This is a genomic window from Rhizobacter koreensis (assembly GCF_013366375.1).
GTDB classification, from domain to species: domain Bacteria; phylum Pseudomonadota; class Gammaproteobacteria; order Burkholderiales; family Burkholderiaceae_C; genus Schlegelella_A; species Schlegelella_A koreensis.
Window position 1 is genome coordinate 243,406 of the sequence record NZ_JABWMJ010000007.1, and the last position, 12,514, is coordinate 255,919.

Genomic DNA, 12,514 nt, shown 5'->3' on the forward strand with positions numbered 1-12,514 from the left:
CAGGAGCTTCGATGCAACGCCAGCTCAACGCACCGCTCAAGCACGGCGTCGCGGCCGCCGACCCGCAGCCGCCCGAGCGCCCCGACTGGACCGTCGACCAGGGCTGGGAGGCGTACAGCGCGCAGGACCACGGCGTCTGGCGCACCCTCTTCGAGCGCCAGCGCCGCCTGCTGCGCGGCCGCGCGTGCGACCCGTTCGTGCAGGCGCTCGACGACCTGCCGATCGGCCCTGACGAGATCCCCGACTTCCGGCGCCTCTCGGACATCCTGATGGCGCGCACCGGCTGGCAGGTCGTCGCGGTGCCCGGGCTGGTCCCCGACGAGGTGTTCTACGAGCACCTCGCGAACCGGCGCTTCCCCGCGGGCAACTTCATTCGCAAACCCCACGAGCTCGACTACCTCGAGGAGCCGGACGTGTTCCACGACGTGTTCGGGCACGTGCCGCTCCTCATGCATCCGGTGATCGCCGACTACACGCAGGCCTACGGCTTCGGCGGCCTGCGCGCCAAGCAGCTCGGCGTGCTCGACAAGCTGGCGCGCGTCTACTGGTACACGGTCGAGTTCGGCCTCGTGCAGCAGGCCGACGGTCTGCGCATCTTCGGCGCCGGCATCGCGTCGTCGGCCCTCGAGGCGGTGTTCGCGCTCGACGACCCGTCGCCGAACCGCCTGCGCTTCGACCTCGAGCGCGTGATGCGCACGCGCTATCGCATCGACGATCTGCAGGAAACCTACTTCGTCATCTCGGACCTCGACGAGCTGCTCGAGCTCGCGCGCATCGACTTCGCGCCGATCTACGCGCGCGTCGCCGAGCAGCCCGAGCTGGAACCCGGCAGCGTGCTGCCCGAGGACCGCGTGATCACCCGCGGCACCGGCACGTACCACGCGGCGCGCCACCCGGCGCGCTGAGCCGTCCACTGCGCAGACGCTGGCGCTCGTGGCGCCGCTCGGCATCGCCACGCCCCTCGGACGCGCGATGAGAAACGCCCGCACGAGGCGGGCGTCGGAAGGCGAGCGCGGCGCGCGATCAGCCCGCGACGTCAGTCGAGCTGAACCCCGCTGCGCTTGACCGTCTCGCCCCATTGCTGGAACTCGGTCCTGATGTAGGCTGCGGCCTCGTCGGGGCTCTTGCTGGTGCGCGGCAGCGCGCCGATCGCGAGCAGCTGCTGCTCCGTCTCTGGCATGCGCATCACGCTGTTGGTCGCCGTGAACGTGCGCTGCACGATCTCCTTCGGCGTGCCCGACGGATAGATCAGCATGATCCAGGTGACGGCGTTGAAGTCCTTGAAGCCCTGCTCGTCGAGCGTCGGGACGTTCGCGAAGGCGCCCGGCAGCCGCACCCGGCTGCCGACCGCGAGCACGCGGAGCTTGCCCGACTCGGCGAGCGGGCGCACCGCGGCGGCGGTTTCGAGCGCCATCGACACCTGGCCCGAAACCACGTCGGTGAGGCCGGGGCCGCTGCCCTTGTACGGCACGTGCACGACCTCGATGCCGGTGCGGCGCTTGAAGTTCTCCATCGCCAGGTGCGACACCGTGCCGTTGCCCGACGACGCGTTGGTCAGCTTGCCGGGGTTGGCCTTGGCGTGGCGCACCAGGTCCTGCACGCTCTTGACCGGCAGCGACGGGTTCACCGCGAGCACGAACGGCAGGTCGGCGACGAGGCCCACGGCCTCGAAGTCCTTCAGCGAGTCGTACGGCACGCTCTTGTAGAGGTGCGGGTTGGTGGCGACCGCCGACATGTGGGTCAGCATCATCACGCTGCCGTCACTCGGCGACTTGGCCGTCGCGCCCATGCCGATGCTGCCGCCCTGCCCCGGACGGTTCTCGATGATGTAGGTGTCGCCGGTCTGCGCGCGCAGCTTTTCGGCGAGCACGCGAGCGACCGCATCGGTGGCCTGGCCGGGCGGAAAGCCGACGATGATCTTGACGATCTTGCCGCCAGGTGCCGGTTGCGCGAAGGCGCTGCCGGCGACGACCGAGCCGGCGGCCGCCAGCAGCAGCTGCCGGCGGGTGGAATCGAGGGACATCTTCTTCTCCTGGGTGTGATCAGCGGGCGAACAGCACGCCGGCCAGCGTGAACAGCGAGCCGAGCGCGGCCGCCGGAGCGAGCCACCAGGTCGGCACCATCGGCCGATCGGTGGACGCGCTCGTGGCGAGCGGGGTCGATGCGGTGGAAGGCGCGTGAGCCGCCGGCAGCGTGGTCGCCACCGGCGCGCTGAGGGGCGGGAGCGCCGGCGCGGTCGTCGTGGTCGGCGGAGTCGGACTGGTGGCGGCGGCGGGGCTCGCCGTCGCGGCACTCGGCACGGCACCGCTGGCTCCCGGCGCGCTGCCGGCGCCGGTCACGCCGGCGAGGCCGGCGGTGGTACCGGCGAGGGGCGCCGCGCCGCCCGGCGACGCGACAGCGTCCGGTGCCGACGACGCGGCAGGCGCCGCTCGAGCGGCTTCAGACGCTGCCGAACCAGCGCCTGCCGAGGAGCCGGCGCCCGCGCCGCCCGCGGGCGGCGCGCCGCCCGCATCGTCGGCCGGCGCGACCTGCTTCCTGAACGCCTTGAAGAAGTCGTCCGACATCTTGCGGGCGACGCTGTCGATCAGGCGCGAGCCGACCTGCGCGAGCTTGCCGCCGACCTGCGCCTTGGCGGTGTACGCGAGTTCGGTGCCGCCGTCGGCGTCGCGCAGGCTGACGCTCGACGTGCCCTTGCCGAAGCCGACCGCGCCGCCCTGGCCTTCGAACACCATCACGCAGCTTTCGGGCGGCCGGGCCTCGGTGATCTTCAGCAGGCCGTTGAAACGCGCCTTCAGCGGGCCGATCGCCGCCGCGACGATGACCTTGAACTCGTCCGGGCTGGTGCGCTCGACCGACTCGCATCCCGGCAGGCACTGCTTGAGGACGGCGGGGTCGTTGAGCGCATCCCAGACCACCTGGCGGGGCGCGGGGATCTGCTGGAGTCCGGTGATTTCCATGGCTTGCTCGCTCCTGGCTGCTCAGTGCTTCTTCTTCATCTCGGCCGACGTGTTGACGATCGAGTGCAGGCTGCGCGCGTAATCGATCGCGCCCTGCTCGTCCATGCGCGGGGCCACGCGCAGGTACTCCTTGAGGCCGAGGATCGCCGGGCGCGGACGGCTCAGCAGCACGTCGCAGAAGCGCTGCACCTCGGCGTCGAGGCCGGCCGCCGGAACGACCGTGCTGACGATCCCGAGCGCCATGGCGCGCTCGGCGTCGATGAAGTCGGCGCCGTACGCCATCCACAGGATCGCGTTGCGGTTGACACGGTCGTAGAGCGCCGACATCACCATCGTCGGCATCACGTTGTGGGTGATCTCCGGGATGTTGAAGGTCGCCGCGTCGCTCGCGAAGCTGACGTCGCAGAGCGCCGCGATCGCGGTGCCGAAGCCCATCACGCGGCCCTCGAGAACGCCGATCACCGGGACCTGCGAACTGCGCATCGCCTTGTAGCTGTCGAAGATCGCGTTGTATTCGGGCCGCCGCGCGTACGCCTCGGCAGCCGGTGGCGGCATGCCGGGATCGCGCACGCGGCCGGTGCAGAAGTCGGGGCCGCAGCTGCGCAGGAGCACCGCGTCGGACGTCTCGTGCGCCTTCAGGATGGCCGCGCTGAACTCGGCGGCCATGGCGTCGGAGATGCCGTTGTCGCTCGGCCGGTTCAGGGTGACGCGCAGCAGGCGCCCGTCCTGTTCGATCTTCAGTTGCTCGCTCATTGCTTCTCCAGCAGGAAAGGTCAGGAATCGGTCGAGGTTGCGTCCGACCCGACGCGCTCGAAGTGGCGCAGCAGTGCCGCGTCGAACGCCTCGGGAGCGTCGATGTTCGGCAGGTGGCCGGCGTTCGGGATCAGCTCGAGCACCGAGCCCTCGATGCGGCCGCGCAGCTCCTCCATCGCCTGCGGCAGCACGCCGTCGTTGGCGCCGACGATCATCGTGGTCGGCACGCGGATGCGATCGACGCGGTCGAGGTAGTCGAGCCCCTGGATCGCGCGCGCGCAGGCCTCGAAGCCGTCGAGCGACACCCGGCCGGCGGCGGCGCGAAAGCGCTCGGCCACCTCCGGGTGCGATTCGACGAAGGCCTTGCCGAACCAGCGCTCGATGGTGGGGTCGGCAAGCACCCCGCAGCTGCCGCTTCGGCGCGCCTGCTCGATGCGCTCGTCCCACGGCGCGGCGACCGCCGGCGGCGCGTCGGCGCGGCCGTCGCAGAGCACGAGGCTGAGCAGGCGGTCGGCGTGGTCGATGCCGAGGCCGAAGCCGCTCATCGCGCCGAGCGAGAGCCCGACGTAATGCGCGCGCTCGAGGCCGAGGGCGTCGAACACGGCCAGGGTGTCGGCGCCGAGATCGTCCATCGTGCAGCGGTTGCTCTTGGCTTCGGACTCGCCGTGACCGCGGGTGTCGATCCGCACCACGCGAAAGCCGCGGCTCGCGAGGAGCTCCGCCTGGGCGTCCCACATCATGCTCGACGACAGGATCGAGTGCGCCATCACGACCGCCGGCGCGCCGGCGTCGCCCTGGATGCGGACGGCGATCGCGCCGTCGGGGCCTGCGATCTTGCGGGTCTCGATATCGCTCATGCAACCTCCTTCACGGGAGCCGGCGACGGCGCGGGTGCAGCGGCACCGCGCGGCGTGGCCGCGCGCAGCACGCGCCAGATCGCCTGCGGCGTCATCGGCAGCGCGTCGATCGAAGCGCCGGCCGGCGCCAGTGCGTCGTTGATCGCGCTCGCGATCGCGGCCGGGCCGCCCAGATAGCCCGCCTCGCCCGAGCCCTTCTGGCCGAACTCGGTCAGCGGCGACGGCGTGCAGTGATCGACGATCTTGATGCTCGGCACCTCGGTCGCGCTCGGCAGCAGGTAGTCCATGAAGGTGCCGGCGAGCAGCTGGCCTTCGTCGGAATACGCGAACTTCTCCATCAGCGCGGCGCCGATGCCGTGGGCGACGCCGCCGTAGGTCATGCCGTGGACGACGTCGGGGCTGATCATGACGCCGCAGTCGTGGCCGACCGCGTAGCGCCGGATCGTCGGCTTGCCGGTGTCGCGGTCGACCGTGACGAGCACCACGTGCGACTCGAACGAGTGCGCCGGGTACATCTGCACGCGGCCGTCCTCGGTCGGCATCTTGCCGCCGCCGGGAACCTCCCAGACGAACTTCTCCTGCAGGCCAGGCTCGATGCCCTCGGGCATGCGGTGGTAGTGGCGATGCGCGATCTCGACGAGCGCGTCCCAGCCGATGCGGCGCGACGGCTCGGCGCGCACGAACACGTTGCCGTCCTCGTAGACCAGCTGGTCCTCGGACACCTCGAGGTTGTGCGCGGCGATCTTCAGCAGCTTGGCGCGCAGGATCTTCGCGGCACCCGCCGCGGCGCCGCCGAGCATGATCGCCATGCGGCTGCCGACCGGGCTGTTCGACGGCAGCGCGCCGAGCGAGTCGGCGTGGATCACGCGGATGCCGTCGGGCTCGCGCTGCAGGATCTCGCCGACCACCGTCGAGACCAGCGTCTCGTGCGCCTGGCCCGAGGTCGAGGTGCCCATCAGCGCCGTGATCGAGCCGTTGAGGTCGATGCGCACCAGGCACGAGTCCATCCAGGTCGTGGTCTGGTTCTTCGGGTTGAAGAGCGGCTCGAAGGCCGAGTTGCCGCCCGACGGCTCGAGGCAGGTCGAGACGCCGATGCCGGCGAGCAGGCCTTGCGCACGCAGCCGGTCGCGCTCGGCGACGAGGTCGTCGTACGACGCCGCTTCGAGCGCCTTGTCGAGCACGGCGTCGTAGTCGCCCGAGTCATAGTGGGTGCCGCTCGGGATGAGGTACGGGAACTGGTCGGCCTTGATCAGGTTGCGGCGGCGCAGTTCCACGCGATCGATGCCGAGGAAGCGCGCGACTTTGTCCATGCCGAGCTCGATCGCATAGTTGGTCGGCGACTGGCCGAAGCCGCGCACCGCCTCCTGCGGCGTCTTGTTGGTCATGACCGAGATCGCGTCGTACGAGACGCTCTCGATCAGGTACGGGCCGACGATCGCGCCGACGGGCTTGCCGAGCTGCAGCGGCGAGCGCCCCGAGTACGCGCCGATGTCGTCGATGGCGCGCATGCGCATCGAACGCACCTTGCCTTCGCTGTCGAACGCGAGCGTGACGTCGAAGATGCGGTCCGGGCCCTGCATGTCGCCGCCGCGCATGTTCTCGAGGCGGTCTTCCAGGAAGCGCACCGGGCGGCCGAGCTTCTTCGCGAGATAGGCGACCACCAGCGTCTGCTTGAGGCCGCGCTTGACGCCGTAGCTGCCGCCGACGTCGACGTCGTAGTGCACGCGGACCTGGTTGCCCGGCAGGCGCATGTGCTTGGCGAGCAGGTCCGGGTACTTGGGCATCTGGATCGAGGCCCAGACGTCGAGCATCTGCGTCGCGTCGTTCCACGCGCAGGTGACGACGAAGGTCTCGATCGGCACCGTCGAGCTGCGCGCCCAGCGCGCCCGGTAGCTCAGGCGATGCGGCGCGGCGGCGAAGTGGTCGTCGACGTCGCCCCACACGAAGTGACGGCGCCAGATCACGTTGGAGCCGTGGCGCGGGTGAACCAGCGGCGCGCTCTCGTCCATCGCCTCCTCGGGATCGACGACGTGCGGCAGCGGCTCGTACTCGACCATCACCATCTCGCTCGCGTCCTCGGCGAGCGCACGCGACTCGGCGACCACCGCGACGACGTACTCGCCGGCATAGCGCACCACGCCCCGGGCGAGCGGGAAGCGCTCGACCGCGGGCGCGTCGACGCCCGGCATCATCGGGTCGATCGCCGCATTGAGCTCATCGCCGGTGATGACGTCGATGACGCCCGGCATCGCGAGCGCCGCCGAGGTGTCGATCGAGACGATTCGCGCGCTCGCGTAGGGGCTCGCGACGATCGCCACGTGCAGCAGACCCGGCGGCTGGACGTCGGCGGCGAACTTGCCGAGCCCGCTCACGAAGCGCTGGTGCTCGACGGCACGCCGGTGGCGCCCGATGTACTTGAAGGCCGCGTAGGCGGTGTACTTCGGCTCAGCCACGCTGCTCTCCTCGAATGGAGGTGTTGCCCGGGTCGGCAGCGCGCGCCACCGGGTTGCCCTTGGGCTCGTAGCCCGGTGTCGTCGCGAGTTTCACCGCGTCGACGATCTGCTGATAGCCGGTGCAGCGACAGATGTTGCCGCCGATGGCGTCGCGGATCTGGTCCTCGTTCGGCTGCGGCGTCTTCTCGACCAGCGCGTGGCAGGCGACCAGCATGCCGGGCGTGCAGTAGCCGCACTGCAGCGCGTGCGTCTCGCAGAACGCGTCCTGGATCTTCGAGAGGCAGCCGCGCGGCGCGAGGCCCTCGACGGTGGTGACTTCGGAACCGTCGGCCTGCACCGCGAACATGCAGCACGAGCGCACCGGGTCGCCGTCGAGCATCACGGAGCACGCGCCGCAGATGCCGTGCTCGCAGCCGACGTGGGTGCCAGTCAGGCCGAGCTGCTCGCGGATGAAGTCCACCAGCGTGGTGCGGGGCTCGACGGCACGCTGCCGCACGACGCCGTTGACCTTGATTTCGATGTTGACGAGAGAAGACATGACGAACCCGTTGAAGGCGCCTCAGCGCTGCGGCGCCGCGCCGGCCGCCGCGCGCTGGATCGCGCGGGTCAGCATGACGGTGGCAAGGTGGCGGCGGTACTCGGCGTCGGCGTGCAGGTCGGCGCCCGGTTCGGTGCGCGCCGCACAGGCATGCGCCACCTCGTCGGCGAGCGCGCCGTCGATGCGCGCGCCGACCAGCTGCTCGGCGTAGTCCGGAAAGGCGACGGGCGTGCCGTCGACGCCGCCGAGGCCGATGGCGGCGCGTCGGCACACGCCGTCGGCATCGAGCTGGAGCTGCGCGGCGGCGGCGGCCATTGCGAAGTCGCCGTGGCGCATCGCGGTCTCCTCGAACGCGGTGCCGATGCCGGGGCCGTCCCAGACCGGCCACTCGATTTCCACGAGGCACTCGGTCTCGCCGACGGCGGTGAACATCGGGCCGAGGAAGAAGTCGCTTGCGGCGAGCTCGCGGTCGCCGTCCGCCTGGCTGCGCAGCCTGAGCGTCGCGCCGAGCACGGTCGCCGCGAGCGGAATCTCGGCCGACGGGTCGGCATGCACCAGGCTGCCGCCGACCGTGCCGCGGTTGCGGGTCTGCACGTGGCCGACCCAGTGCAGCGCGTCTCGCAGCAGCGGCAGCCTCGTGTGCAGCGCGTGGTCGTCCTCGACGTCGCGCTGGCGCCTGGCCGCGCCCATGCGCACGCTGCCAACGCCGGCGTCGGCGTACTTGAGCGCATCGATGCGGTTGATGTCGATCAGCACCGCCGGACGCGCGAGCCGCATCGCCATCATCGGCACGAGGCTCTGGCCGCCGGCGATCAGCTTGGCGTCCCCACCGTGCTGGGCGAGCAGCTCGAGCGCGTGGTCGACGCCCTCGGCGCGCACGTAGTCGAACGCGGCCGCCTTCATCGGCAGCTCCGCAGGGTGCTGAGACGCCGCACGGGTGCGTGGCCGGGCGGCGTGGATGAGCGGTTGTTCAAGCCAGTCTCCGAGCTCTTGAGGTCCGGCGTCGCGCACGCGAAAGCCGCGCTGGGCGCCGAGGCGGCAGTGTGAACCGGGTCACGCGGCACGGCAAACCAGGAATCCTCACGTGGCGTGAGTCGGGCTCACCCGTGCCGGCCGCATGCTCGCTAGGTGTTCGCTCGCTGGACAGGGCGGCTCGCGTGAGAAAAACTCAGAAATACTCCGCCCGGACACAGCGCCGCCTCCGATGTCGAGAAGACTTCCGCCCCTCAATGCGATCCGCGCCTTCGAAGCCGCGGGCCGCTACGTGAGCTTCACCAAGGCCGCCGTCGAACTCAACGTGACGCATGGCGCGGTGAGCCGGCAAGTCGCGCTCCTGGAAGAGTGGCTCGGCACCTCGCTGTTTCGCCGCACCCCCTCTCAGCTCGCACTCACCGACGCCGGTCGCGCCTACCTCGCCGAGGTCACCGCCGCGCTCGACCGCATCGCGGTCGCCTCGCTGCAGCTCACCGATCAGGCTGCGCCGACCACGCTGCACATCAACGCGCCGCCCACCTTCGCGATGCGCTGGCTGATCGCGCGCCTCTCGGGCTTCCAGCGCAGACGCCCGGAGGTCGAGATCCGCATGACGACGTCGCTCGCGCCGGTGAACTTCCAGGAGCACACCTACGACGTCGCGATTCGCGGCGCGCAGGCGCCGCTGCTCGGGTGCGTCTCGAAGCCGTTCATGACCGAGCTCATCGTGCCGGTCTGCCACGTCGACCTCACCGAGAACGGGCGCCTGCGGGTGCCCGCCGACCTCGTCAACCAGTCGCTGATCGGCTACTCGACCGAGCCGTACGCGTGGGCCGACTGGCTGCAGGCCGTCGGCGAGCCCAACCTCAAGCCGGCCGGCATGCTGAAGTTCGAGCAGATGTACTTCGCGCTGCAGGCCGCCGCCGAGGGGCTTGGCGTGGTGCTGGTGCCGCTCTTCCTGGCCATCGACGACATCATCGCCGGGCGCCTCTGCACGCCGTTCGGTCCGCTCGCCGCCAAGCAGCGCCGCTACTACGCCAACGCCGCGCAAAGTGGCCCGGCGATCGATGCCTTCTTCGAGTGGCTGCTGCGCGAGGGTCACGACACCGAGCGCTCGATGGCCGAGTGGGCGCGCTCGGCCGGCTGGCCCGAGGACGCGCTGCCGCTGTAGCGATCGGGCCGAAGCTGCCGCTGCGGCAGGCGTCGCGCGCTGCGGCCGCGGTCCGCACTCCTCACCGTCGCGGGCTGCAGCTCCGCGTCTCGGCACGGTGCGAGATGCGAGTCACACCTTGGTGGCGCGACGCCGCAGCGTCCGCGCGCCTGCGCCCAGGACCCCGCCGCGCCACCGGCGCTGCACCGCGAAAGTCCATCGCTGCCGCGTGGCCGCGCCGATCCGCCGGCGTGAGCCTGTGTCGTGCTGCGCCACAAAAGCTCACTCCACGTGGAATGCGCTAATTGCACGACCGTGCGAATGCCACCAGAATGGTCTGCACATTCGAAACCGGCTGCGTTGCTGCGCCGGGCGCCCGCTCCACCACGCAAGGAACGCCGTGCAAGACATCGTCGTCGAACGCCAGCCGCATTGGCTCGAGATCACCATCAACCGGCCCGACAAGCTGAACGCGATTCGCGAGCAGACGGCGGTCGAGATCCTCGAGCAGATCCAGGAGGCCGAAGCCGACCGCGGCTGTCGCGCGATCCTGATCCGCGGCCTCGAGAAGGCGTTCTGCACCGGCGTCGACACCTCCGAGCAGAAGCTCGAGCCCGACGAGCTCTTCGAGCTCTGGCGGCGCCGCAAGCGCAACCGCAAGGTCAACCAGATGTTCCGCGCGCTGCCCGAAGCGACCAAGCCGGTGATCGCGGTGGTCGAGGGCTTCGCGCTCGGTGGCGGGTTCGAGCTCGCCCTGCTGTGCGACTTCATCGTGGCCGCCGAGGGCGCGCAGTTCGGGCTGCCCGAAGCCAAGCTCGGACTGATGCCGGGCGGCGCGGGCACCCAGACGCTGCCGCGGCTCATCGGCAAGCCGCTCGCGAAGGAGCTCATGTGGACCGGCCGGCGGCTCTCGGCGCAGGAGGCGCTGGGCTTGCGCATCGTGAATCACGTCGCCGAGAAAGGTCAGGCCATTGGCAAGGCGCGCGAGCTCGCGGCCTCGATCGCCGCGCAGGCCCCGCTCTCGGTGATGTTCAGCAAGCAGGCGATCGAACGCGGCTTCGACACCACGCTCGCCGAAGGCATGAACATCGAGGCCGACGCGTTCTTCGCCCTCGCCTTCTCGAGCGACAAGGAAGAAGGACTCGCGGCGTTCAAGGAGCGTCGCCCGGCCAATTTCACCGGCCGCTGAGGACGCGCATGACGACCAGGAAGAAGGACGTCGCGATCGTCGGTTACGGCGAGACGCCGATCGTGCTGCGCGGCGGGCGCAGCTCGTACGAGCTCGCGACCGAGGTGCTCGAGCAGGTCTTGATGCAGACCGGCATCGACAAGTCCGAGATCGACGGCATCGCGGTCTCCGAGACGATGAGCGAGACCAGCAACCCGTTCTGGGCCGTGTTCCTCGCGGAGCACCTGGGGCTCGAAACCAACTGGTGTCAGATCAACGGCCTCGGCGGCGCGTCGACGATCGCCGGCATCATGCGCGCGGCCGCCGCGATCCGCGACGGTCAGGCGCGCACCGTGTTCGTGGTGGCGTCGGACGCGCAATCGAGCTACCCGCCCACCGAGCAAGGCGGGCAACGCTGGGAGTTCCAGTACCCGATGGGCCTGCGCGGCCCGACCGGCGTGTTCGGCCTGCTGATGCAGCGCTACGCGCACCAGCACGGCCTGAAGGTCGAGGCGCTCGCCAAGCTCGCGGTGACGCAGCGCAACCACGCCCTGCTCAACCCCAACGCGACCGCGAAGCTGCGCACGCCGCTCACCGAGCAGGAGTACCTCGACTCCAAGTTCGTCTCGACGCCGCTGCGTGTGCTCGACAGCGTGATGGTGTGCGACGGCGCCAACGGCGTGCTCGTCACGTCGGCCGAGAACGCGAAGCGCCTGGGCCTCACGAAAGCGGTCTACCCGATCGGCTACGGCGAAGTGACCAACTTCAAGGTCGCCGACCCGACCGCCGACATCACCGAGAGCGGCTTCACGGTCGCCGGGCCGCGCGCGCTTGCGCAGGCCGGGTTGACGCCGGCCGACATCCGGATGTTTCAGCCGTACGACGACTTCCTCATCGCGATCCTGCTGCAGCTCGAGCAGGTCGGCTTCTGCGAGCGCGGCAAGGGCTCCGACTTCATCCTCGAGACCGACTTCGGCATCAAGGGCAAGCTGCCGCTCAACACCGGCGGCGGCCAGATCTCGGCCGGCCAGGCCGGGCTCGCCGGCGGCGGCACCAACCTCGTCGAGGCCGTGCGCCAGCTGTTCGGCGACGCCGGCGAGCGCCAGGTCGACGACCCGCGCAACGCGATGGTCACCGGCATCGGCGTGATCCCCTACGGCAAGAACTGGAGCGTCTCCAACGTCCTGATCCTGGAGCCTTGACATGACCGAAGCCACCCACGCGCCGGCGAAGCCAGCCAAGCCCGAACCCAGGAAGATCCCGCGCCCGCTGCCGCGCGCCGACATCTACGCGAAGACCAAGCCGTTCTGGGAAGCCGCCAACGAGGGCCGGCTGATGATGCAGTTCTGCAGGGACACGGCGCGCTTCCAGTGGTTTCCGCGCTCGGGCTCGGTCTACACCGGCAAGCGCAACATCGAGTGGCGCGAGGTGTCGGGGCGCGGCACCGTCTACTCGTGGACCGTCGCGGTCGCGCCATGGCCCGGTCACGAGGACCGCGTGCCGTACGTCTGCGCGCTCGTCGAACTCGACGAGGGCGTGCGCATGCTCGCCAACCTGTTCAACGTGCCGGCCGACGAGGTCGCGATCGGCATGCCCGTGAAGCTGATGTGGGAGCGTCTGTCCGAGACCTACAACTACCCGGCGTTCGAGCCGGCGTGACGAGGCC

Annotated in this window: 12 protein-coding genes; 5 read left to right on the forward strand and 7 right to left on the reverse strand. The window is 70.4% G+C overall.

The window, feature by feature from the left end; translation table 11 throughout:
• Positions 1-11: 11 nt before the first annotated feature.
• Complete coding sequence (gene phhA / locus HQN59_RS16115) at positions 12-905, forward strand: phenylalanine 4-monooxygenase (RefSeq protein WP_176070136.1); 894 nt, start codon at positions 12-14, stop codon at positions 903-905.
• A gap of 131 nt (positions 906-1,036) precedes the next feature.
• Here the strand turns inward: phhA and HQN59_RS16120 are convergent, their stop codons facing one another.
• The 7 genes from HQN59_RS16120 to HQN59_RS16150 are packed head-to-tail and all read right to left on the reverse strand — an operon-like array spanning position 1,037 to position 8,461.
• Positions 1,037-2,023, reverse strand: a complete 987-nt coding sequence (locus HQN59_RS16120; RefSeq protein ID WP_176070137.1) for a Bug family tripartite tricarboxylate transporter substrate binding protein — start codon at positions 2,021-2,023, stop codon at positions 1,037-1,039.
• A 19-nt stretch (positions 2,024-2,042) separates the two neighbouring features.
• On the reverse strand, positions 2,043-2,957 hold the full coding sequence (locus tag HQN59_RS16125) for an SRPBCC family protein (protein ID WP_176070138.1): 915 nt from the start codon (positions 2,955-2,957) through the stop codon (positions 2,043-2,045).
• Between the two features lie 21 nt (positions 2,958-2,978).
• Positions 2,979-3,710, reverse strand: coding sequence for an enoyl-CoA hydratase/isomerase family protein (locus tag HQN59_RS16130; RefSeq protein WP_176070139.1), 732 nt, complete (start codon positions 3,708-3,710; stop codon positions 2,979-2,981).
• A gap of 20 nt (positions 3,711-3,730) precedes the next feature.
• Positions 3,731-4,567, reverse strand: coding sequence for an alpha/beta fold hydrolase (locus tag HQN59_RS16135; protein ID WP_176070140.1), 837 nt, complete (start codon positions 4,565-4,567; stop codon positions 3,731-3,733).
• Complete coding sequence (locus HQN59_RS16140) at positions 4,564-7,020, reverse strand: molybdopterin cofactor-binding domain-containing protein (RefSeq protein WP_176070141.1); 2,457 nt, start codon at positions 7,018-7,020, stop codon at positions 4,564-4,566. The genes HQN59_RS16135 and HQN59_RS16140 overlap by 4 nt, the downstream gene beginning before the upstream one ends.
• A complete protein-coding gene (locus HQN59_RS16145) occupies positions 7,013-7,558 on the reverse strand; it encodes a (2Fe-2S)-binding protein (RefSeq protein WP_176070142.1) in 546 nt (181 codons plus the stop codon). The genes HQN59_RS16140 and HQN59_RS16145 overlap by 8 nt, the downstream gene beginning before the upstream one ends.
• Positions 7,559-7,579: 21 nt before the next feature.
• Positions 7,580-8,461: an FAD binding domain-containing protein gene (locus tag HQN59_RS16150; RefSeq protein WP_176070143.1), complete on the reverse strand. Its 882-nt coding sequence runs from the start codon at positions 8,459-8,461 to the stop codon at positions 7,580-7,582.
• A 301-nt stretch (positions 8,462-8,762) separates the two neighbouring features.
• Here HQN59_RS16150 and HQN59_RS16155 point away from each other — a divergent pair, with 301 nt between their 5' ends.
• From HQN59_RS16155 to HQN59_RS26685, 4 genes are all read left to right on the forward strand, one after another.
• The gene (locus tag HQN59_RS16155) at positions 8,763-9,701 is read left to right on the forward strand and encodes a LysR substrate-binding domain-containing protein (RefSeq protein ID WP_176070144.1); all 939 of its coding nucleotides are present in this window, start codon (positions 8,763-8,765) and stop codon (positions 9,699-9,701) included.
• Between the two features lie 379 nt (positions 9,702-10,080).
• Positions 10,081-10,869 (forward strand): enoyl-CoA hydratase/isomerase family protein, encoded by a 789-nt coding sequence (locus tag HQN59_RS26840; RefSeq protein ID WP_217704168.1) that lies wholly within the window; start codon positions 10,081-10,083, stop codon positions 10,867-10,869.
• An 8-nt stretch (positions 10,870-10,877) separates the two neighbouring features.
• On the forward strand, positions 10,878-12,050 hold the full coding sequence (locus tag HQN59_RS16165) for a thiolase family protein (RefSeq protein WP_176070146.1): 1,173 nt from the start codon (positions 10,878-10,880) through the stop codon (positions 12,048-12,050).
• A gap of 1 nt (position 12,051) precedes the next feature.
• The gene (locus tag HQN59_RS26685) at positions 12,052-12,507 is read left to right on the forward strand and encodes a Zn-ribbon domain-containing OB-fold protein (RefSeq protein WP_176070147.1); all 456 of its coding nucleotides are present in this window, start codon (positions 12,052-12,054) and stop codon (positions 12,505-12,507) included.
• Positions 12,508-12,514 lie beyond the last annotated feature (7 nt).